Origin of the sequence: Pseudoalteromonas sp. NEC-BIFX-2020_015 (genome assembly GCF_012952265.1) — a bacterium.
Lineage (GTDB): Bacteria > Pseudomonadota > Gammaproteobacteria > Enterobacterales > Alteromonadaceae > Pseudoalteromonas > Pseudoalteromonas neustonica.
In genome coordinates, this window is record NZ_JABCJL010000009.1 from 159,701 (window position 1) to 180,669 (window position 20,969).

Genomic DNA, 20,969 nt, shown 5'->3' on the forward strand with positions numbered 1-20,969 from the left:
AGGATACGACTTTTACAATTGTTACATTTAAGAAATAGGAATCATTATCAAAACCTTTAGACCTCCTTGTGATTGATTTTCTGAACGCACATCAGCTCTTACACTCGCTAAATGCCGCTTAGCAAGCGCTAAACCTAACCCAAAGCTGTCATTTTCTGCCATGCGTGAGTTATCAATACGAAAAAAAGGATCAAATACTCTTTGCAAATATTGCTCTTCAATACCGGGGCCTTGATCAATCACTTCAATACAATAATGAGTCGCCTCTTTTGCTATCTTGATTTGTACGAGCTTACCCGATGGTGTAAAGCGCAGCGCATTACGGATGATATTCTCAATAGCAGGGCATAAAGCCCTATGACTACTGTTGTTAACTACCGCATTATTTGGCGACTCTACAATAATGCGACGATCAGGAAATTCAAACTTAGCGTCTTCAACAAGTACATCGAGTAAATCAACTAAATCAACGTCTTCTTGCTTAATAATCGGTTTTTCGTTTTCTAACCACGCGAGTGTGAGCGTATCTTCAACCAATTTACGAATATGATGGGACTCACGTGTTATGCGCCCTAGGTGCTGCTGAGCATTATTTAAATCAAAACTATTTACTGCAATATCTAAACGTGTAAGTGGGGTGCGTAATTCATGAGATAAGTCCGATATTAATTGCCGTTGACTGGCAATAAGCTCACCAATTTGGCTCGCCATTTGATCAAATGTAGACGCTAAGTGAGATAGTTCATCCTTACGATGTCCTAAATGCTTGCCAACTCTGACTTTAAAGTTACCCTTGCTAAAGGCCGAGGTCGCTTTATCTAATTGCTGTAATGGGGTAATTATGTGTCGGTAAAGTATCACGGATAAAACAACTAAAACGGCCATAGGCATCAAAACTTGCAGTATAAACTTTATTGTAAGCCAGTAAGTTCCTGGGCGCATTCGTTCAGGCAGTTTAATGAGCAAACTCGCATTTGTTTGGCTAAAAGGTAGCTCCATGATTGGGTTTACTTCAAAATACAAATGTATTTTCCAATCAATGCTTCTTCCAAAGTGGTAGCCACCTACAATATCTTTTTCGATTTGTTCTCCCGCTATATGCACGGCATTAAAACTAGCAACAGATACCCATGTTTGTTCTTGTGCTTGTAAATTTTCTAACCATTGCACTAAATCCTCATGTTGATCTGATAAATAAAGCTGCTCAGCCTGTTTACTCCACTGTTTTAACTGCTCGCGATGTTGCTCGGCAATAAAACTCATGCTCTCTTCTGTTTTTAAAGTCAGTGCATGCAGTAGGTAAAAAAAAGCAACCAAGCCGGTTGCTAAAATAAGGCATAGTTTCCAGAGAATTTTGCGATTCATTTAAAACAATACCCTTTTCCGTGAACCGTCTGTAAGCGCTCGCCAAGCCAATTTGCTTCGTTGAGTTTTCGCCTTACGCGACTTAAGTGCATATCAATACTGCGATCGTATGCGCCTAACTTTTTATTTAATACTGCCTGATACAAATCAGCTTTACTGACTATTTTGTTTTGCTGCGACACCAGCTCCCACAGTAACTTAAATTGTATTGGCGTAAATTCAATTTCGTTCTCGTTTACAAAAATGCTTTGTTTTGCCGTATTAAGTGTGAGGCCATCAATACTTATCTCAAAGTGGTTGTTAGCAGGAGTATAGGACGAGCTACGCCTGAGGATACTTTCGATTCTCAGTAATAACTCTTGGGTGTTAAATGGTTTAGCCACATAGTCATCGGCACCATGAGTTAGCCCTAAAATACGCTCTTCTTCAGCGCCTTTTGCCGATACCATGATCACTGGTTGTTGGCTGCTCTCACGTAAAATTTTAAGTAATGATACACCATCAAGTTTGGGGAGCATTTTGTCTAACAATATCAGCTGATGCTGTTGTGACTGCGCAAGCTTTAACCCTGTTTCGCCATCAAAGCATTGTTCAACTAAATAGCCTGACTTTTCGAGTAGATCAGCCAAATAATTACTTAAGGTGTTATCGTCTTCAATTAATAAAACTTTTATTTTTGCCATAAACACACCGCTTAAAATGGTAACGATAATAATTAGTGTTATAAATGGTATGCTATCTGCCCCTATAAAGTAAACACACCGTATAACTATCGGCGATTCTTTTAATTCTAATCGGCGCTATATTTTGGGGTCGCTTGGGTATACACGGCTATGTTAAATACGTTTTTATGAATGTCTAGGTAGGTAATACGTTCAAACCGTTTTTTAATTGTGGTACTTCTTATGCTTGTACAGAGCTTTATACCCAAGCCACCTCAAGGTGCAGAATTCAGCGTTTCACCGAGGCTTAATATCAAGGCGTTACTTTGTAGGAATGGCCGCCCCTTTTAAGAAGGAACAACGATGAGAGTAATTCGCTGTGAAAAGCCCAACGGTTTGGTTTAAAAGCGATTTATACTGCGTTATTGATTTTAACAATAGAACCACTATTACTTGCAATCAATGCCTTGCCTAAATCGGTTTTAATTCCAACGACGCTCGCATCTTGAGGTGGTTTGGCTATATTAGCTGTCATCGCGCATGCAAGAAGACGTAAACAAAGTAACAACCGATTACTCTGATCAAGCCGACAACAGCGCGGCAAACTGGCAAGTACACTTAAAATTTAACAATAAAGGCTTACTAATCTGTTTGATAATAAGCTTCCCAATCTTTTGGCGCAGGGTACTGCTGCTTATACTCGTGTAAATCAAACTCACTGGCATACTTAAGGTAAACGTCAAAGTAATCAGAAAGGTATGATTCCCCATCTCCCATTCGCCAAAATAAACTGTCTGAGTCAGCATATTCAGAGTATTTTAGCCAAGGCGGTAGCGGTGGTGAAAACTGCAATTCATTTTCGAATCTTTGTATCAACATTTCCTCCCACTCTTTTTTATGTTTGAGGTAAGCATGCCAATCTTCTACCGACACGCCATCTGGTGGTTCAATTTTTTCTGAAGTCATACCAAATCCTGATAATAATTCTGCATTAGCCATTAATTAATGGCGCAATTGGTAGCACTGTAATTCAAATCGACATTCATTTCTATGTTCTGGACAACAACAAAATAGACAAGCCCTACGCCCCCCATAATGTTGGGCTCATTTTTTGAATCAACCGGCGCATAAAACGCCATATCTGTGTTGCACTTTGAGCAAATAGACTCTTTGGACCTTGTACAAAACAAGGATAACTACCAAGTAAAGTTGCATAATCGTTCAAACATCCAGCTCTGTCGAGCGGTTTGCATACAGCTTAACCCACCAATTTATATGAAAAGATAGTTCACTTAATACTACTCACTTAGATTCAGATCATGATTGCTGGGGGGATGAATTTATTACCCGAAGTTGAGGCTATTTAGCAAATACGTTGTTTATCTAAGTGCCCTGCTAAACATGTAGCAGCTAACGCTGCACTGCAAATTATTGCGCCGATCCATGCGGTGTCTTGCAATGTTTGGGTTTCAACAACGTGTCCACCAACAACTGAGCCCAAAGCAATGCCAATGTTAAAAGCGGCAATATTCAAACCGACAGCGACATCTATCGCTTTTGGTGTATCTTGCTCCGCTATTTTTACAACATGCAATTGCAATCCAGGAACATTACCAAAAGCAAATGCGCCCCATACTAATACGGTGATCACAACAAGCAACGGGGAGTTCATTGTAAATGTCAGTGCTAATAAGGTAATGCTTAAACCTAAAAATAAAACTTTAAGTGCTTTAATAGGCCCATATTTATCTGCAAGTTTACCACCCCACACATTCCCTACAGCAACCGACACACCATAGCCCAGCATGATAAAACCAACAAATGAGGCAGCAAAACCAGCATGTTGTTGTAAAATTGGGGCAAGAAAAGTAAATGCAGTAAAGGTCCCACCATAACCTAAAATGGTCATTGTATAAGCCAGTAGTAAACGTGGCTTAAGTAATACTTGTAGTTGATCTTTTACCTTTGTTGGTATTACTTGATCAAGCGTGTTGGGGACTAAAATTGCACTACCAATTAATGCAATCAAACCCAACAATGAGACCATCAAAAAAGTGGATCTCCAGCCAAACACTTGGCCTACCCACGTCCCTAAAGGCACCCCTGTTACTAATGCTACCGTTAATCCGGTAAACATAATAGCAATTGCGCTGGCTTGTTTTTCTTTACTCACTAAGCTCGTTGCCATCATAGAGCCTATCGAAAAAAATACGCCATGAGCCAAACCAGTTAAAACTCGCGCTGCGATTAAAGTTTCATAGCTTGGGGCTTGCCAAGCAACTATATTGCCTATGACAAATAATGCCATCAAACTCGTAAGTACTGTTTTTCGCTTCCAGCGACCTGTTACTGCCGTTAACACGGGTGCGCCAATTGCGACACCCACTGCGTATAAGCTCACTAAAAGCCCTGCAGATGGCAAACTAACACCAAGATCGTCTGCAATAATAGGGATTAAACCTACTATTACGAATTCTGTTGTTCCAATTGCAAATGCGCTTAACGTAAGCGCCCATAAAGCGAGTGGCATACTGTAATGTCCTATCGGGTATTGAAGATAAATAGTAAGAGCCCAGTGTGAACGAATTAACAGTTGTGAAAAATAGCATTAGTGGCAAAATACATTTGTTATATTTGCAAATATAAGGCAGCCCAATGAGTGTTAAATCAAAAACTGAAGATCTAGAAGCTTTTGTAACTGTGGTTGATTGCGGCAGTTTTTCTCGGGCAGCCGTTTTATTAGATCAACATATTGCTAAAGTATCCCGTGCGATAACGCGTCTTGAAACAAGCTTAGAATGCGCTTTATTAAGTCGTACAACACGGCGTTTGGAGCTGACAGAAGAAGGCCAAACCTTTATTGAATACGCGAGAGAAGGATTAAATCTACTAGAGCATGGGGAGGAGTCGTTACGTTTATTAAAACATGCACCCGCGGGGAAACTACGTGTAGATGCTGCGAGTCCATTTGTATTGCATCAGCTAACACCTTTAATAGCCCAATTTAGTCATTTATATCCAGATATTAGATTAGACATCACATCTCATGACAACGTAATTGACTTGCTTGAACATAAAACAGATTTAGCTATTCGTATTGGCCAATTGCCAGATTCAAACTTGCACGCACGTAAATTAGGTATTAGCCAACTACACCTTGTAGCGAGTCCTGCTTATTTAAAACAAAGCTCTGCACTTAATACGGAGTTAGATTTATATAACCATAAGTTAATTGGCTTTACAGGCACTACTAAGTTAAATAAGTGGCCACTTCAACAAGCCTGTGCACTTAATTTTTCTCTTAATGCCAGTAGCGGCGAAACCATTCGTCACTTATGCATTGCAGGACAAGGCATTGCACTACTTTCACAGTTTATGATCGCAGACGATCTCACTCACAATAGGTTAATAAAAGTCTTACCACAGGCTATAAAAACGCCTAACCAACGTGAACCTGTACAAGCTGTGTATTACAAAAATAGTGCAGTATCGTCGCGTATAGCTGCCTTTTTAGATTTTATACAACCACGGTTAACACTTTAATTATGAACCCGTTATTCTTGGTGCTCAAACTGACCGCGGTACACTTCAAACACTTTCAATACGGTGTGTTGCGCTTTATTTAGATTATCAAACCAGTTATCAAAAACGTCGTCATCGTCTTGTTCACTTAACGCTAAATATTGCGCTAGCAATTCAACAATATCGTTATGTGTACAGCTTAATGGATCTATTTGTTGAGCAAGTACGCTGTGATCTCTGCTACGTAATGTGTCCATCACGCCTTGATCTATTTCTTGGCTTTGCTCACTGATGCTCTCTTTAATTGATTCACTCATACTAACCTGTACTCCTTAATGCTCGGTTACATATTATTTATAACAGGCTAATTAGCAATTGCTAGCTTTTTTGATCTAACTGCTTATTTTTTAGTTGATTTGCGCGAAATAGAACCATGTTCACTACTTTTACATCCATTGCACCTAAAAGTAATGACTTAGTTAGATTTAAAATAGTGTTTGCAAAGGATTCTTATTTACTATAAATTATAGTTATACTATCACATAACAATATTGATATAATTAAAGGCATTTTATGAAACCTAATATTCATCCAGATTACCAAACAGTTGCTTTTCACGATACTGCAGCAGATAGCTACTTTATTATTGGATCAACAATAAAAACGAGCCGAACTATTGAATTAGAAGGTAAAACTTACCCTTACGTGCCAATTGATGTATCAAGTGATTCTCACCCGTTTTACACAGGTAAACAAAAATCTGTTGCGACTGATGGCCGTGTTGCAGCGTTTAATCGTCGCTTCAAAAATATCGGGAGCAAGTAGCAATGAAAGTTTTAAGTTCACTTAAAAGTGCTAAAAATCGCCCAGGGTGTCAAATCGTTAAACGTAAAGGTCGTGTTTTTGTGATTTGTAAAGACAACCCACGCTTTAAAGCCGTGCAAGGAATGAAAAAGAAAGGAAAGTAAACGCCCTTTTGTGCGCCTGAAAATTGGCGCACTTTTTACCTTCTACAGTTATATATACCCAAATCACCTCAAGATGCGAGTTTCAGTTGGAGTTAAAAGCGATTTAGACAAGGCATTGATTGCAAATAATGGTTGTTCCCTTGTTAAAATCAATAACACAGTATAAATCGCTTTTAAACCAACCCGTTGGGCGTTTCACAGGCGCTTACTCTCATCGTTGTTACTTCTTAAAAGGGACTGCCATTGTTGCAAAGTAACGCCTTGATATTAAGCCCCTGTGAAACGCTGAATCCTGCATCTTGAGGTGATTTGGGTATACCTCTTGTCCAGCATACACCAGTCTTCGTAGTATAAAAAATAGCTTTTCACTTGCCAAATAACAGTTCCCAAAAACTTGGCGGCTCATGTAGTTTATGGTATTGCTGTCGTAACTCATTAATTGATTTTAATGGTTTTTTAGCAGCATCAAGCCCTTTTTCATTCGCTAACTTTTTAGCAATTTCAGCCTGAGCGATTACTTTATCTAAGCCCTGGCGCGAACTTTCAGCTTCTTTATGAAAAGTCGCTGTCTTACTGAGCTTAACTAAAGTGATAAACTCATCAATCGCTGTATTGAACTCACTTAATTGCGTTGCTTGAACACTGTGCTTATAAGCTAGCCCCATATTTTTCATATTGGTTTCAAGATCTAGCTCTTCAGCAAACACCAAAGTAGGCGTTAACATTAATACAATTATAAATAGCAGCGCTTTCATTTTAAACCTTGTAATATAATTTCTAGCGATAAAGCAACATTATATACTTAAAAAACTTAAAGGTACGCGTTTCAGTTAGAATTAAGAATAATAAACGGCTTCTGCTGGCTATCAATAAATTGCTTTATGTATACGAATTTTAGTATTAGCACCACTTTTGTAGCACTCATAACAATGTCTATAAATGCGCAAAACAGTCAATTATCCCTAATATTAGTATGGTCTAATTATGAATCGTACTGTCATTCTGGTAAAGTCTATCCTCATTTGATAGATGAATTTTGAGCATTACTTTGATTTTATTTTCCCGGATTCTAACAAGTTCTTTATTACTAGTTGCTATACTGTCATCGTTTAATGTATTGGCGTTGAACATAACATTTATTAATCCCGGTTTTAACAAAAGTACTGATGACGTGAATAACAGCACAGGCGATTTCTGGTATAAAGTATCAGCAGCAATGCACGCAGCATCAGACGATCTAGATATTAATTTAACCGTTTATTATGCCAATCGTAATCACATATTAATGAAAGAACTTATATCTAAAGCACTCAAAGCAAAGCCAGATTTACTTATCTTAGTTGATGAAAAACAAGTGATTAGTAATTATTTGTTATCAATAAATACCGATAATGTACCATTGTATTTTCTTTTAAATCGCCCAAATGCATCCCGATTACATTATCTCATACAACATAATGCAAATATTGTAGGCAGTATGGTCCCTGATAACCGTATGGGCGGGCGCTTGTTAGCTGAAGCGCTTTTTAACAAACATCGCAACAGTAGTAACACCAATATGAAAATTTTAGCCCTGCTTGGTGACTACACGACACCTGCTGCAACTGCTCGTCGTGCTGGACTGACTGATTATTTGAATTCATACCCTGAAGCATCATTATTTGCTGAGGATGTGGCTAATTGGTCTCTTGAAGAAAGTTATACAAAAACGTTAGCGTTTTTACAAAATGCCCCTGAGATTAATGCTATTTGGTGCGCCAATGATGCGATTGCATTTGGCGCAATTAAAGCTCTTAATACTTTAAATTTAAGAAAACATGTAGTCGTAGGCGGTATTAATTGGGACACGCCTGAAAATAAAGATATAACACTTGATGTTTCTATAGGTGGGCATGTTTTATTAGGGGCGCACGCGCTTTTAAACATCTATGATGCATCTAAAACACCTGAGCAATTTCCATTGCAACATAAACAAGTTGCATCATTTAATAATAGAACGGATGACTATGAACCACTTATAAATAAAATAAATAGTGGTGATTTGAAGATGATTGATTTTTTACTCTTTTCTCAAACACAGGAAAACCATTTAGATTTCACGGTTGAAAATTTAGCCCATGAGCTAAAAAACTCACTGTAAAGCCCCTTTACAGTGAGTTTAAAATATTCAAGTCGTTTTTAACACGATATCTATATTCTGTGTAACCAATAAAACTACTAAATTAAAGTGACTGTAAAAACACGATCACTTGCTGGCGCTTGTCTTTATTCAACTGAGTGAATTTATCTCGACTTGTTTGCGCTTCACCGCCATGCCATAGAATCGCTTCTTCAAGACTTGTTGCACGCCCATCATGTAAAAATCCAGCGCCTGGATTAACTGTTTTTGTTAACCCTATCCCCCAAAGTGGCCTTGTTTTCCATTGTCTGCCAGACGCTAAAAAATCACGACGATTATCAGCGAGTCCCTCTCCCATATCGTGTAAAAGCATATCTGTAAATGGCCAAATTACTTGCCCTTTAATACCTTGAGGTGCTTTTACACCACCGAGCATAAGATCACTTTGTGTTGAAGTCGTAAAGCTTGGTGTGTGGCAACCATTGCAGTTGATCTCAGAGAAAAGCTTAGCGCCTGCTCTCACATCAGGATTACTTATATCGCGTCTTGCAGGTACAGCCAGTGTTTGTGCGTAAAAAACCACCGCATTTGAAAACTCATCACTTGCTTCCGGTAAACCTTGTGCATCTGTGCCAGTGTCTTGATAGTTAGTACGTGATAGGTAACTGTCATGCATCAAGGTGTTTGCAATACTTTCTTGTGCGAATAATGAATTTGTTACTCCCATATCGCCACGTAATGCCGCCAATGATTGTTGACGTACCGAGGGGGTGCTGGCTTTCCAGCCAAAGCGCCCTAATGACACCGGATTATCAATTCCTTGCTGTGCTTTTACTGCATCAAATACCCAATTGGCTTGACCTTTAATGCCATCATTATTGCTATCTGTTGGATCTTCTAATGCCAAAATATCTTCATCTGTTATCGCTTCTAATAAGCCAAGACCAAATACCGGCATACCGTTGCGTGCACTAAACTGAACATCACTACTGGCTAATTCGCTCAATGAATAATTACTTGGTGAATCCCATGCATTATCGACTTCAAAAACTGGCTGCTTTAAAGTCACCGTGTGCCCATCTGGGTATGTGAATTCAGTGTATTTATAACTTAAGTAAACATCTGCTTGGCCTCCAAAGTGGTTTTGTTGCCAATCTTCTCGCGCTTGTAATACACCGCGATGAAACAGCTGATCGCCAAAACCTGGGACAGGTGTATTTTTACAATAATCATTTGTACTATTTGGCTGATTGCATACACCATCAGCTAAGCTTACACGTAAAAATATTCCGGCATCGCTGCCTAATTTAATTCTGCCATCGGGGGTACTTGGCAATACGGTACTTGGGCGGCCATCACGTTGATGACAGGCATTGCAGTTATTATTATTAAAAACCGGACCCACCCCATCTAAGTCAGGGTGCGTATCATTTGGTGCTGTTGTAAACGCCGTTTCAAAATCAGTATCCCCATCAAGGTGTAAATTTAATTCTGCTGGCGATAAATTAGGCATAGGAGTAGAAAAACCATGCCCGGAATTATTTGTATCATGCGTTGTTGCGTCACCGGCAAGTGCGCTGACATCTATGTACGAAGGTAACTCTTCAACTATTGGTGGGGTTACTGGAGTAGTATTTGTATCACTACTACTGCTACCTCCACCACACCCGCTCAGCATTGCTAAGCTGAAAAATAAAGGTGTATATGGTTTAATTGCTTTTATCATGACGGTTTCTTTTTAATGTTAAGCAAAAAAGGGAAGCATTTGCTTCCCTCTTCAATTATTTATACGGTTATACGTCCCATTTTTTAAGTAATGGAACAACTTCTTCTTCAAGTGATTTTTGTAACTCACCTAAGCTATCAATGGCAGCTTGAACCCTTACGCGCGCATCGTCATCTTTAATTGCTTGACGAAATGGCATGTTATTTTCACCTGCGATTGCTTCAATAGCTGTAATTGCTGCGCTGATCTGCGTTTCAACTTTAGCTGCAAGTGTCGCATCCCCTGCTTCAATTAATGCTTTAAGGCCTGGGCTATCGTTTTCGTTTGCAAACGTACCTAAATAAACATTTTGAACGCCTTTAATGTTGTCGCTAAAGTCTGTTAATGAATTCCAGCTATACTGCGACTCTACTTTAGATGTATCCGCATTATCTTTTGTGGTATTGAATGGTTCTGCAATTTTGCCATTGCCTACCTCATCTACAATACCAATTAAACCATTCACTAATTCTTCAACCACACCTAAATTTGAGGCATATTTGTCGTTACCCGGAGTTAAAAGGTAATCTTTATAAGCTGGCTCTTTATCACCATCAGCAGATACCGTCCATGCACTTGATAGGCTATCTGTGTAAAATGCAAATACTTCAGCGCAGGCAATTAAATATTCAATTTCACGTACTGTCATTTCAGCAATGGCTTTTTCGTTGTCGGCAACACCATCACCAAACAATAAAAACTCCATAGTATGAAAGCCTTGCACGCCATCATCTAAGCCTTTAATGGTGTCTGCAGTAAATACCGTATCGCTGGCAAGCAACGTGTTTAAATCTGTCGTGTTTAGTGGCCATGTATCTAAATGCGGATCAATTGATAAGCTATCAACTGGACCAAAAATGTGTGACTCGCCCTGCTCCCAAAATATACGCGCGTCTTTCCAAGCATCTTGTGCTTTAGCTAGTGATTCTTGATTTTGGTTATTAAGTAAATTTTGCGCTGCAACGTAAAGTGCATCTGCTTTTGTATCAAGTATTTCGTAGCCATCAACAATCACGTCTGTCGTTACATTGGCAATTAAATCAGTCGCATCATATGTAAACTTCGTTGATGCAACTGGCGGCGGCGTAGTAGAACCTGAATCATCAGATGATGATGAACCACATGCTACGAGTGTAGATGCTAAAATTATTGCTGTGATGCTATTAAGTACCGTTTTCATCCTTTAAATCCTATAAAGTAGTTGAGAATATATAGCCGATTGACGCACTAAAATGAGTGGTGTTATCAATATTGCTTTGCGCATACTGACGTTGCCCACCTTGGAATTTTAAAATTAAATTTTTATTTGGTAAGTAGTTAATACCCATACTAAATTCGCTAATGTCAAAGCGATCAATCGGCGTGCCTTTAGCAACTTCTAGTAATGGGTTTGCATAATCAAATGAGGTAAATACATAAAGCGGACTGGATAAGTTAAACATATGTTGTGTGTTATACGCTGCTTCAAAAAATGCAGACTCTGACTTACTACCCAGTTGAGAAAAACTGCCAGGGCGAAGACCTGGCGTGGTTTTATTCGCATTGGTAATGGCAACAGAATCTTCAAGTTCACCGTATAAGTATTGCCCGCGTAGTGTGAAATCTTGATATTCCCACGCGCCATGAACACCTAAAATAGAGACATTGCCGTCAACATCTAACTTGCCTTGGTTGCGGCGGTTTCCACTTGTATCGCTGTTGTAATAACTGATACCTACGCCTTTACCTTTTTTAACATCGCCATAATCAAGACGTAAAGTAAGCGCTAAATCATCTGCAGTGTTAGTTTCAAAACGTTGTTGCGCGCCACCAGCAATCCAGTTTGTGGTGCGAAAATATTCTGAGTTTAAACCAGTACTGATCATCGTCTGCAACGTAAAATCTTGCCAATTGGTGATCAGGTTAACCCCAGTTTCATGCCATACTTGCGGGATCATACTCGCTTCACTCCAGTGGCGTGACGTAGTAAAGTATTGATCTGGTTTATTTAAATCAGTGCCTAAACCTACAGGTACGTATATATGGCCAAATTTAACCTGCACATTCGGGTTAAACTCATATTTTACCTGCAGTTTTTCAACAATGACTTCACCACCTGCTTCTACTTCACTTTCAAACTCACCAAACTCTTCAAAACCATCGTATTCAAGCGTTGTGCCTGTGCCACCGTGCTCATACTCAATTTCAAATTCTATTTGCCAATTTTTGTTTATTTGATATTCAAATTCAGTCACTACTCGCTCTAAGTCGGTTGTGGCTCGACGATCTGGCGATATATCTTGAATATTGTCGAATATTTCATCATTACGATAAGCTAAAGTGCCGTAGCTCTTAAATGTAAGAGAGGGTGTATCGCTTTTATCACGAATGAACGATTGCTTTTTTTTATCAGTCGTTACTACGTTAATATCATTAAGCTGCGTTTTTTGTTGCTGTTGTTCTGCTAACTGAGCAGTTAATCGTGTAATCGCTTTTTGTTGCAGAGCTAATTGCTGCTGCAATTGTGCTAACTGTGTTTCAACATCAACATCTGTTGCAAAAACTGATGTTGGTAAAAGTGCGAGGTAAATCGCAGTAGAAATGATTTTTCGTGTCATTACAGCCCCCATAAGTAAAGCGCAATGATAATGGTTGTTATTTTTGATGTAAATAGCATTATTGAATAAATTAACATTAATACACTATTAATTTATTTAATTAGTATTCTTAACAGTTAAGCGTTAACCGTTTAGGGACAAACATCTGTCAGATTCAGCTTTGTGATAGATGGGATTAAGGCATAGTGATTTGGAGAGTTTAAATTACTTATTTTATTGAACTGCTATTGCTACGAAGCTTCATAGCCGAAACACCTCGCGCTTTGTCTAACGTAAATAACGCATCAACACGCTCTGGTAAATGTATTAAGTTGTGACGGGTTATTCGTTCAAAATGAGAGATGAACCGCAGCAATTTCTGGCTATCGAAGGTTCCAACGCCAGGACCTTTACAATTTAAAAGCTTGTGCTCTTGTTCTAAACGCCAGCCGTAAACATCTGAAAATGATGGCGCTTTTAGCATTACCGTATAGTCTATACCCAAGCCACCTCAAGATGCGAGTTTCAGTTGGAATTAAAAGCGATTTAGGCAAGGCATTGATTGCAGGCAATGGTTATTCCCTTATCAAAATCAATAACGCAGTATAAATCGCTTTTAAACCAACCCCCTGGGCGTTTCACAGGCGCTTACTCTCTACGTTGTTACTTCTTAAAAGGGACGACCATTATTGCAAAGTAACGCCTTGATATTAAGCGCCTGTGAAACGCTGAATTCTGCATCTTGAGGTAGCTTGGGTATAAGGGAAAATACATCATGGTATTCATCCACTAAACAGCTGTTAGCATAACGTCGCCAAATACCTTTTGGATCCTCCTGTTGCTCTAATTGATTAGCGCCTTGATCAAGCTGATACGGTTGTTGTGCTTCACTGCCTACACACCATCCTTCAAAGATAATTATATCAATGGCATGATTGTTTGCAAACCATAATGATTTTTGAATAGGGTTATCACTTTGCTTATCAAACTTAGGGGTTGGCACAGCCACCTTACCCGCGAGTAATGCGCTAAATGTCTGTTTCATGAGCATTATGTTATGTGTACCTGGTACGCCACGCGTTGCAAATAATGGGTGTATGTCTTTAGCTAGCTGTTGGCGGCTTGCCTGATTGTGGTAAAAATCATCAATCGATAGGGAAATACTATTAAATGCAGTATTGAAGTTGATCCACGTAACTAAAAAGTCAGCGAGGGTCGTTTTTCCTGAACCTTGGCAACCATTAATTGCCACGACCATTGGTTGCCCTCGTTTTTTAGCCGCAATAATATCCTGCGCTAACGGGGTAAAGAACTGCTCACTCAAATATTGATATTTATGCGGCAGCTGATGCTTTGCTAAAAAAAGAGGCTATATCCACACTATTGACCTCTTGTATATAATGCTCACAATAATACCTATTTTATTTTTAGTAAGTAAAAAATAGCGCATATAAATGCGCCATTTTGAGACAAAATAAACATTCGTTGTTAGCAATTACGTTGCTTCATCGGCCTTTGGTAATACTAAATTCAACACAATACCTAAAATTGCGCATAAACTAACGCCTTGTAAACTAAACTCACTGCCGCCAATGTGCATGCCACCAATTCCGCACACTAAAATTAACGCCACAATACTCAAATTACGCGGCGCAGTGAGGTCTTCACCACATTTTACTAATGAATTTAAACCAACCACGGCAATTGAGCCAAACAATAAAATCATGATCCCACCCATAACAGGCACAGGAATGGTTTGTAACCCAGCGCCCATTTTTGCCACAAAAGCTAAAATAATGGCAATGATTGCAGTCCACATCATAACTTTAGGGTTAAAGTTTCGCGTAAGCATCACTGCACCTGTTACTTCTGAATAGGTGGTATTGGGCGGGCCTCCGAATAAAGATGCCGCAGTTGTAGCCAACCCATCGCCAAACAAAGTGCGATGTAATCCCGGTTTTTTCAAATAATCTTTATTGGTTACTTGGCTAATGGCCATCATATCGCCAATATGTTCAATGGCAGGTGCTATTGCCACTGGTACCATAAATAACACAGCTTGCCATTTAAATTCTGGCCACGTAAAAGCAGGCATGGCTATCCACTGTGTATTCGTCACAGCATCAAACTGCACTATGCCTAAATAAAGCGATAAACTATAGCCTGCAATGACACCCGCTAAAATAGGAATAAGCTTAAATACACCCTTACCCCAAACAGCAAAAACTAACGTCACTAACAACGAGAAAGCGGCAATCCAAATGGCTTGATCATAAGCAATTAACTGCACTGATCCATCACCACTTTTACCCATCGCCATATTTACTGCCACGGGTGCAAGCGCTAAGCCAATCACCATGATCACAGGGCCCACAACAACAGGTGGCAATATTTTATGCAATGTCGCAACACCTTTGAGCTTAACAAGTAAGCTCAGCGCCATATAAGCAAAGCCCGCCGCCATTAAGCCCCCCATAGTTGCAGGCACACCCCACAGCTGTACACATGCGATTATAGGGGCGATAAAAGCAAAAGATGAGGCTAAAAATATAGGCACTTGGCCTTTAGTAACGACATGAAATAGCAGTGTGCCAATACCTGCGGTAAACAGTGCCACGTTAGGGTCAAGCCCCGTAAGCAATGGCACTAATACCAAGGCACCAAAGGCTACAAATAGCATTTGCGCCCCGGTTAAAATAGTTTTGATTGAAAAAGTAGCGTTATTCACCATCACACCTACACGGTGCCAAATATTTTATCACCTGCATCACCAAGACCAGGAATGATATAGCCTTTTTCGTTAAGGTGACTATCTAGCGCTGCGGTAAAAATTTCTACATCAGGGTGTGCTGCAAGTGTTTTTTCTACGCCTTCTGGCGCTGCGACTAGCACAATAACTTTAATTTCTTTACAACCTGCTTTTTTAAGCATATCGATAGTAGCAATCATGGAACCACCCGTTGCTAACATAGGGTCAATCACAAGGCTTAAACGCTCATCAATTTTACCTACGAGCTTTTCAAAATACGGGATTGGCTCAAGGGTTTCTTCATTACGCTGTAGGCCAACAACACTTACTTTAGCGGCTGGCAATAACTGCATTACACCATCCATCATGCCAAGGCCGGCACGTAAAATTGGTACAACCGTTATTTTTTTACCTTTGATATGCTCTACATCGAGTTGATTGCCATCCCAGCTGGTGATTTCTACTTTTTCAAGGGGGAGATTTTTAGTCGCTTCGTAAGTTAATAACGTACCAACTTCAGATGAAAGCTCACGAAAACTCTTGGTACTGATGCCATGCTCTCGCATAAGGCCAAGTTTGTGTTGAACAAGTGGGTGATTAATTACATGGATTGTCATAATAGCGCCTAAAAGGAAAATAAACTGCGATTATTTTAGCTTAAAAAATCTTGAGAGACTTTTAAAAAAGCAAAATCATGCGAAAAAACATATCCAGTATCGAAAAAGCACACTTTATTGCTCTTTATTTATTCAAAAAATGAGTCATTACGAATACAATTAAACCTGCTCAGATTAAAACACAGCAGCTATTCGAGCTGTACTTAACTTACAATCTATACCATATAAACTAAGTAAATAGCCTCAATCCATGATACCAACGCACTCAATTAGTACCATTTAACACAATAATAAAGCTTTATGATATTTCATACCCTATACTTACGTAATAATTAAGCGTATCGATATGTTTGCCCAATGCCTAAAATAATACTGAGCTTACTCACGTTCATCATGATGTTTACGGCCCACGCCAATGCTGCTAAAAATACAACTTTACACATTAAAATTATGACTGATTTTGCACCTCAGCTTGATAATTCTCCCCAAAACATTGCTACGGGTATGATGCTAAAATTAGAACAACAACTAAATGGTGCTGTATCGCTAACATTTATTCCTGCAAGTAGATTACGTGAATGGCAACAGCTGCATAAATTTACTGATGTATGCTTATACAACAAAGTAAAAAACCCAGAACGAGAAAAGAATGCGCTTTTTAACCGTTATCCAATAATGGCATTTCCATCAAACCGCTTAGTTGTACTTAATCACCCTGAGCTACCTAAAGATATCACCCTAAGCGACGCTATCAATAAGCATAAACTTATTATTGGAATAACCAAAGGCCGTTCATACGGGGAAAAAATTGATGCATTTATAGCTGCAAATAGTGATGCGTTTATGCCTTTACCCGGCACTACCAGTGCACTTCGGTTAAGCCATATGCTATTTCAAAACAAAATTGATGCAATCATCGAGTACAGTGCTGTTTTCATTTCGCGGCACAGCAAAGATCCACGAATGAGTAATATTCGTTATTTAACTATAAATAAAGTTGAACAAGCTATTTTTGGCTACATTGCATGCTCACCATCAAAAGAAGGTAAAAAAGCAATCAACTTATTTGATACAGCCTTACAAGAACCGTCAATTTTTAAGGATATTATCGATCTACATAAAGCAGCGTTCCCACATACAGAACAAGCCGTGTTGATTCGTGCACTTGAGAAAGCCTATAAACAGTAAGCTGTACCCTCACTCTTTTATTCGAGTTTTTTTAAGCTAGGGCGTGTTGGCCTTTGTGGATTGAAATTTGTTCAATGTTGGGGCTATTTAATCGCCCCTAGACCAATCACTTCGGGTAGCGTGTGTTTTACTCTGACACGATTGTCTACGTTGGCATTATTATTTGTTCCATAACCCAGCTCGTATGCATAGCGGTTGTACCTGTCGATGGGTGACCTGATTGGGAAAGAAGATCCAGCGCTATGTTCTGTACGTGATATTGATGAATATGTGCCGGATTAGCAATTGTGTATTCCTCTATACCGTTAAGCGTTGTAACTTTGATTACTTGCTCATCAAATACACTGAAAGTTATTTCACCTCTTTGGCCATATAACGTAACGGTGTCGTAACGCGAAAAGCCACCAAAGTTCCAACTACCCGATCCCGTAACGCCACTTTTATGCTGCCAACATGCTGTAATGGCATCAAATGCACCATATAGTTTTTGCTGATTGCTGGCCAATCCTTTAACTTGCTCAAACTCTCCAAATAAATAGCTAAATAGATCTAAACCATGGCTCGCTAAATCATCAAAATAGCCACCAAGAGCAATACTTTTATCTGTACGCCAGTTATATTTCCCAGATAAATCAAGTTGATTTGGTGCTTTATTTAAATGCCAATTAACATGTCGGATGTCACCAATTACATTGCTTTCAATCAAAGTCTTCACTTTATTAAATCGAGGTAATGAACGACGATAATAGGCAACATATAAAGGCAGACCTTGCTGCGCAAATGCATCATGAATAATTTCACATTCGTGATAAGTTGGTGCCAATGGCTTTTCAATGCAACAAGGCTTACCTGCTGCTGCAACTTGCAAAGCAAGTTCCATGTGACTATCTGGTGGTGTCGCTATGTATATCGCATCTATTTCAGGACATGCTATTAATTCACTCGCGCTTGAATAAACATTAGGCACGCCATGACGTGCAGCATAATCTTTGGCTAAAACCAGATCCCTTCGTGTTACACCATGCAATTCAAACTGAGCCGTATTCTGATAAGCAGGTCCACTTTTCACCTCGGTCACTGCACCACAGCCAACCATTCCCCAACGTATAACTTTATTCATCTTTAATCTATTCCTACTGTATTACTTTAGCTATTATATTTTCAATATGTATCTAGCGCTTGATATTGCTCTTGCATATAATTGTTTATTTTTACATGGTTTGGGCTCCATCCTAACAAAAAGCGATAAAAGTCAGCCCATACCACAGGCCATAAAGCACGCCAATTATCAACGATTATAGAAGCATCAACTCCACGATGATATTCATGCATTGCCTGCGTAAAATAATCAAAGTACTTTGCTAAATAATCATCACTAGCCTGTTCTAATTCTGTGTTAGTAAGACAACTACCTAAAAAATACATTAAGTCGGTAACACCAATTCCACCACCTACATATTGGAAATCATACCCAAGCGCCTGCTCTGTAGTTATTCCAACAGCAAAGTTTGCTAATTTAGCATCGCCATGAATGAGTGTTTGATACTCGCAATTGCGTATTTCTCTGTCAAAGCACTGTGCTTTTTGTTTTATTACAGCATCTGAAATTTTTTCATATTCATCTGGCCGAGTATCTAAATGCCAATAATTTCCTTGAGGCCACAATCCCAGTGGACGTTGCTGAAAATTAACAGCATGAAAGTAAGCCAACCATTTAATAATCGCGTTTATATGCGATGGTATTTTTTCAGTTGCAGCAAAGCCATCACGCTCAAAATCAGAAAATACAAGTACACGTTGATGCTCATTTTTTAGTGTATTAAAACAACTAACTGCGGGTGATTGGGCAGGTAACGATTGCGCATAGTGTTGATACCAATAGTATTCAACATCATAAGAGCGGCGCTTGCGATTAATAGCAAACTGCGTTTGTGAAATCCGTGGATGATTTATATGATCGGGCACTGCAATCGCTTTAATTACACAATCAATGCCATCTAAATTGCAGCGTACTATTTCCCCACACCCACTCCATAAGGATGTAATCGTGCTATTAATGTGTATTTCTTTATAATGATTTGCTAATAGCTGTTTATACATCAACAACCTACCTCTTATAAATAATAGGCAGGTAGTATGGCATTAAATACCTTCACGCTTAAACCTAATTTAACTGGTTTTTAATCTATTTCAAAACATTGTTTAGCACGTTCTAAAAAGTCACCGCGGCTTTCTAAGCCATGATAACCGCCATTTATTTTGCAAGTAATACTATTTAAATCATCTTTATCCGCCAATTCATTCAGTTTTAGTACTTGCCATAAATAACATGCGCTGCCCACCATAATTTGTGGGTCACGTTGGAGTAGCTCAGGTTCAGATACAATATCTATATCAAGATAGTCTGCACATCCAGCATAGCTATCTTTGCCTGTTAGATGAATAAGCCCACGTCCTCTATAATGCCAACCATCTCCTGAGCGCTCATCCCCGTTCCCCATTTTGTTAGCATAAACAATATTTGCTATGGCTTCTTGTTTTCGTGCATATTGCAGTGCCATTTCATCCGATGTAAAATACTTACCAAACACAGCACGTAGCGCTCTTGCGCTATAGTTCAGATTTTCTGACTCTGTATCTAAAGCATCCACTTTCATGCGCGACTTGTGCAATAAAGTGCGCTAACCTCAATGCTGAATTAATATCAAATTTAGTCACTTGAGACTGTAAGGCCGGTATAAATAGTGCTATGTGCTCCGCTTTTGCATCAGGCATAATTTGAATTAAATTTTTTTCGATAAGCAAGCTCTGCATTTTTATTCCTTTGAACAATAAAAAGTCTAAGCAGTGAAAAGTAAATTAAAAACCTCTTCACAGCTTAACTTTAAATCATGTGATTAAGATTTTTTATTTAATTGAGTGGTTATATCTATCGACTTAATATTCGTGTCTATCTTATGGATATATTTTTGCAAATGCTTGAAATCTAATTCCATCAAATTAATGCTAAATACCTGAGGAGATTGGTACATTCTTACGGAGAAAGTTTTATTTTTCAAATCAGACACCGTTACCCATTGTGTAAAATCGTGAACATTTTCGCCTTCAGAATCCCGACTAGTCCCCAATGGAATGTCAACCGTATTTAATATATGAAAAGCCAACGTAGTTGCATCTACTCGTCCTACTTTAATATCGTTCTGTATCGCTGATACCCCTGTTGTGAAGCTATGCTCCACACTATTTGCTTTATCTACTTCATACTGACTGGTAAATTGTGAAACTGGGAATGAAAAGTTCGTCATCATTGCAGCTCTCACAAAGCGATCAACGGGTGTTGAACTTCCTGGAACACCAGAAAAACCAGTTCCTTGCGCATAAGAGTTACATTGAAAGTTAGATGCAGCACTTTTATATGCTTCCACACTCGGCATCGTT

General features: G+C 39.0%; 23 protein-coding genes. 5 read left to right on the top strand and 18 right to left on the bottom strand.

All coding sequences use genetic code 11. The features are described 5' to 3' along the window. Positions 1 to 27: 27 nt before the first annotated feature. The 5 genes from HH219_RS09155 to HH219_RS09170 all read right to left on the bottom strand — a co-directional run bounded on the left by HH219_RS09155 (position 28) and on the right by HH219_RS09170 (position 4,557). Entirely contained in the window at positions 28 to 1,365 is a 1,338-nt protein-coding gene (locus HH219_RS09155; RefSeq protein ID WP_054454088.1) for a sensor histidine kinase, read from the bottom strand. Next, positions 1,362 to 2,048, bottom strand: a complete 687-nt coding sequence (locus HH219_RS09160; protein WP_054454086.1) for a response regulator transcription factor — start codon at positions 2,046 to 2,048, stop codon at positions 1,362 to 1,364. Before HH219_RS09160 ends, HH219_RS09155 begins: the two co-directional genes overlap by 4 nt. A 391-nt stretch (positions 2,049 to 2,439) precedes the next feature. Continuing rightward, positions 2,440 to 2,562, bottom strand: a complete 123-nt coding sequence (locus HH219_RS22275) for a hypothetical protein (protein ID WP_282960295.1) — start codon at positions 2,560 to 2,562, stop codon at positions 2,440 to 2,442. A 107-nt stretch (positions 2,563 to 2,669) separates the two neighbouring features. Beyond that, the gene (locus tag HH219_RS09165) at positions 2,670 to 3,026 is read right to left on the bottom strand and encodes a hypothetical protein (RefSeq protein WP_249118482.1); all 357 of its coding nucleotides are present in this window, start codon (positions 3,024 to 3,026) and stop codon (positions 2,670 to 2,672) included. 364 nt (positions 3,027 to 3,390) lie between these two features. Then, positions 3,391 to 4,557 (bottom strand): MFS transporter, encoded by a 1,167-nt coding sequence (locus HH219_RS09170; protein ID WP_169327243.1) that lies wholly within the window; start codon positions 4,555 to 4,557, stop codon positions 3,391 to 3,393. 125 nt (positions 4,558 to 4,682) lie between these two features. Between HH219_RS09170 and HH219_RS09175 the strand changes: the two genes are divergently transcribed. After that, positions 4,683 to 5,570, top strand: a complete 888-nt coding sequence (locus tag HH219_RS09175; protein WP_169327245.1) for a LysR family transcriptional regulator — start codon at positions 4,683 to 4,685, stop codon at positions 5,568 to 5,570. An 11-nt stretch (positions 5,571 to 5,581) separates the two neighbouring features. Here HH219_RS09175 and HH219_RS09180 read toward each other — a convergent pair whose 3' ends face one another. Then, positions 5,582 to 5,866, bottom strand: a complete 285-nt coding sequence (locus tag HH219_RS09180; protein WP_054203872.1) for a hypothetical protein — start codon at positions 5,864 to 5,866, stop codon at positions 5,582 to 5,584. A gap of 256 nt (positions 5,867 to 6,122) precedes the next feature. Here HH219_RS09180 and HH219_RS09185 point away from each other — a divergent pair, with 256 nt between their 5' ends. Beyond that, positions 6,123 to 6,374, top strand: coding sequence for a type B 50S ribosomal protein L31 (locus HH219_RS09185; RefSeq protein ID WP_054203873.1), 252 nt, complete (start codon positions 6,123 to 6,125; stop codon positions 6,372 to 6,374). Positions 6,375 to 6,376: 2 nt separating this feature from the next. Continuing rightward, the gene (gene ykgO / locus HH219_RS09190) at positions 6,377 to 6,517 is read left to right on the top strand and encodes a type B 50S ribosomal protein L36 (protein ID WP_054203874.1); all 141 of its coding nucleotides are present in this window, start codon (positions 6,377 to 6,379) and stop codon (positions 6,515 to 6,517) included. Positions 6,518 to 6,882: 365 nt separating this feature from the next. On the opposite strand, the gene HH219_RS09195 is transcribed toward ykgO, so the two are convergent. Then, positions 6,883 to 7,272 carry a cytochrome b562 gene (locus HH219_RS09195; protein WP_054203875.1) on the bottom strand — a complete coding sequence of 130 codons (390 nt, stop codon included), beginning with the start codon at positions 7,270 to 7,272 and terminating at the stop codon, positions 6,883 to 6,885. Positions 7,273 to 7,688: 416 nt separating this feature from the next. On the opposite strand from HH219_RS09195, the gene HH219_RS09200 reads away from it, so the two are divergent. Further along, positions 7,689 to 8,657, top strand: coding sequence for an ABC transporter substrate-binding protein (locus HH219_RS09200; protein WP_349251611.1), 969 nt, complete (start codon positions 7,689 to 7,691; stop codon positions 8,655 to 8,657). Between the two features lie 82 nt (positions 8,658 to 8,739). Here HH219_RS09200 and HH219_RS09205 read toward each other — a convergent pair whose 3' ends face one another. The 7 genes from HH219_RS09205 to upp form a co-directional block, all read right to left on the bottom strand. Further along, positions 8,740 to 10,362 carry a di-heme oxidoredictase family protein gene (locus HH219_RS09205; RefSeq protein ID WP_169327247.1) on the bottom strand — a complete coding sequence of 541 codons (1,623 nt, stop codon included), beginning with the start codon at positions 10,360 to 10,362 and terminating at the stop codon, positions 8,740 to 8,742. Between the two features lie 67 nt (positions 10,363 to 10,429). Continuing rightward, positions 10,430 to 11,581 carry an imelysin family protein gene (locus HH219_RS09210; RefSeq protein ID WP_054203877.1) on the bottom strand — a complete coding sequence of 384 codons (1,152 nt, stop codon included), beginning with the start codon at positions 11,579 to 11,581 and terminating at the stop codon, positions 10,430 to 10,432. 10 nt (positions 11,582 to 11,591) lie between these two features. After that, positions 11,592 to 12,998, bottom strand: coding sequence for a hypothetical protein (locus HH219_RS09215; protein WP_099458978.1), 1,407 nt, complete (start codon positions 12,996 to 12,998; stop codon positions 11,592 to 11,594). A gap of 208 nt (positions 12,999 to 13,206) precedes the next feature. Further along, on the bottom strand, positions 13,207 to 13,461 hold the full coding sequence (locus tag HH219_RS09220) for a hypothetical protein (RefSeq protein WP_211842089.1): 255 nt from the start codon (positions 13,459 to 13,461) through the stop codon (positions 13,207 to 13,209). A 186-nt stretch (positions 13,462 to 13,647) separates the two neighbouring features. Next, positions 13,648 to 14,301, bottom strand: coding sequence for a hypothetical protein (locus HH219_RS09225; RefSeq protein ID WP_169327249.1), 654 nt, complete (start codon positions 14,299 to 14,301; stop codon positions 13,648 to 13,650). Between the two features lie 171 nt (positions 14,302 to 14,472). Continuing rightward, positions 14,473 to 15,708: a uracil-xanthine permease family protein gene (locus HH219_RS09230; RefSeq protein ID WP_169327269.1), complete on the bottom strand. Its 1,236-nt coding sequence runs from the start codon at positions 15,706 to 15,708 to the stop codon at positions 14,473 to 14,475. A 5-nt stretch (positions 15,709 to 15,713) separates the two neighbouring features. Further along, a complete protein-coding gene (upp, locus tag HH219_RS09235) occupies positions 15,714 to 16,343 on the bottom strand; it encodes a uracil phosphoribosyltransferase (protein WP_169327251.1) in 630 nt (209 codons plus the stop codon). 357 nt (positions 16,344 to 16,700) lie between these two features. On the opposite strand from upp, the gene HH219_RS09240 reads away from it, so the two are divergent. Then, the gene (locus HH219_RS09240) at positions 16,701 to 17,531 is read left to right on the top strand and encodes an ABC transporter substrate-binding protein (RefSeq protein ID WP_169327253.1); all 831 of its coding nucleotides are present in this window, start codon (positions 16,701 to 16,703) and stop codon (positions 17,529 to 17,531) included. A gap of 145 nt (positions 17,532 to 17,676) precedes the next feature. Here HH219_RS09240 and HH219_RS09245 read toward each other — a convergent pair whose 3' ends face one another. From HH219_RS09245 to HH219_RS09260, 4 genes are all read right to left on the bottom strand, one after another. Beyond that, the gene (locus tag HH219_RS09245) at positions 17,677 to 18,651 is read right to left on the bottom strand and encodes a Gfo/Idh/MocA family oxidoreductase (protein ID WP_064435609.1); all 975 of its coding nucleotides are present in this window, start codon (positions 18,649 to 18,651) and stop codon (positions 17,677 to 17,679) included. 41 nt (positions 18,652 to 18,692) lie between these two features. After that, a complete protein-coding gene (locus HH219_RS09250) occupies positions 18,693 to 19,631 on the bottom strand; it encodes a phosphotransferase (RefSeq protein WP_169327255.1) in 939 nt (312 codons plus the stop codon). 80 nt (positions 19,632 to 19,711) lie between these two features. Further along, a complete protein-coding gene (locus HH219_RS09255; RefSeq protein ID WP_211842090.1) occupies positions 19,712 to 20,188 on the bottom strand; it encodes a glycoside hydrolase family 19 protein in 477 nt (158 codons plus the stop codon). Between the two features lie 240 nt (positions 20,189 to 20,428). Beyond that, a partial coding sequence (locus HH219_RS09260) for a linear amide C-N hydrolase (protein ID WP_169327257.1) occupies positions 20,429 to 20,969 on the bottom strand: 541 nt, incomplete at its 5' end.

Bases quoted from the DNA above. Each gene is read 5' to 3' on its own strand.
- HH219_RS09215 (WP_099458978.1), bottom strand. From the start codon at position 12,998: ATGACACGAAAAATCATTTCTACTGCGATTTACCTCGCACTTTTACCA.
- HH219_RS09175 (WP_169327245.1), top strand. From the start codon at position 4,683: ATGAGTGTTAAATCAAAAACTGAAGATCTAGAAGCTTTTGTAACTGTG.
- HH219_RS09165 (WP_249118482.1), bottom strand. From the start codon at position 3,026: ATGGCTAATGCAGAATTATTATCAGGATTTGGTATGACTTCAGAAAAA.
- HH219_RS09160 (WP_054454086.1), bottom strand. From the start codon at position 2,048: ATGGCAAAAATAAAAGTTTTATTAATTGAAGACGATAACACCTTAAGT.
- HH219_RS09210 (WP_054203877.1), bottom strand. From the start codon at position 11,581: ATGAAAACGGTACTTAATAGCATCACAGCAATAATTTTAGCATCTACA.
- HH219_RS09240 (WP_169327253.1), top strand. From the start codon at position 16,701: ATGCCTAAAATAATACTGAGCTTACTCACGTTCATCATGATGTTTACG.
- HH219_RS09180 (WP_054203872.1), bottom strand. From the start codon at position 5,866: ATGAGTGAATCAATTAAAGAGAGCATCAGTGAGCAAAGCCAAGAAATA.
- HH219_RS09155 (WP_054454088.1), bottom strand. From the start codon at position 1,365: ATGAATCGCAAAATTCTCTGGAAACTATGCCTTATTTTAGCAACCGGC.
- HH219_RS09195 (WP_054203875.1), bottom strand. From the start codon at position 7,272: ATGAAAGCGCTGCTATTTATAATTGTATTAATGTTAACGCCTACTTTG.
- HH219_RS22275 (WP_282960295.1), bottom strand. From the start codon at position 2,562: ATGACAGCTAATATAGCCAAACCACCTCAAGATGCGAGCGTCGTTGGA.
- HH219_RS09205 (WP_169327247.1), bottom strand. From the start codon at position 10,362: ATGATAAAAGCAATTAAACCATATACACCTTTATTTTTCAGCTTAGCA.
- HH219_RS09245 (WP_064435609.1), bottom strand. From the start codon at position 18,651: ATGAATAAAGTTATACGTTGGGGAATGGTTGGCTGTGGTGCAGTGACC.
- HH219_RS09255 (WP_211842090.1), bottom strand. From the start codon at position 20,188: ATGAAAGTGGATGCTTTAGATACAGAGTCAGAAAATCTGAACTATAGC.
- HH219_RS09220 (WP_211842089.1), bottom strand. From the start codon at position 13,461: ATGCTAAAAGCGCCATCATTTTCAGATGTTTACGGCTGGCGTTTAGAA.
- HH219_RS09170 (WP_169327243.1), bottom strand. From the start codon at position 4,557: ATGCCACTCGCTTTATGGGCGCTTACGTTAAGCGCATTTGCAATTGGA.
- HH219_RS09250 (WP_169327255.1), bottom strand. From the start codon at position 19,631: ATGTATAAACAGCTATTAGCAAATCATTATAAAGAAATACACATTAAT.
- HH219_RS09230 (WP_169327269.1), bottom strand. From the start codon at position 15,708: ATGGTGAATAACGCTACTTTTTCAATCAAAACTATTTTAACCGGGGCG.
- ykgO (WP_054203874.1), top strand. From the start codon at position 6,377: ATGAAAGTTTTAAGTTCACTTAAAAGTGCTAAAAATCGCCCAGGGTGT.
- HH219_RS09185 (WP_054203873.1), top strand. From the start codon at position 6,123: ATGAAACCTAATATTCATCCAGATTACCAAACAGTTGCTTTTCACGAT.
- upp (WP_169327251.1), bottom strand. From the start codon at position 16,343: ATGACAATCCATGTAATTAATCACCCACTTGTTCAACACAAACTTGGC.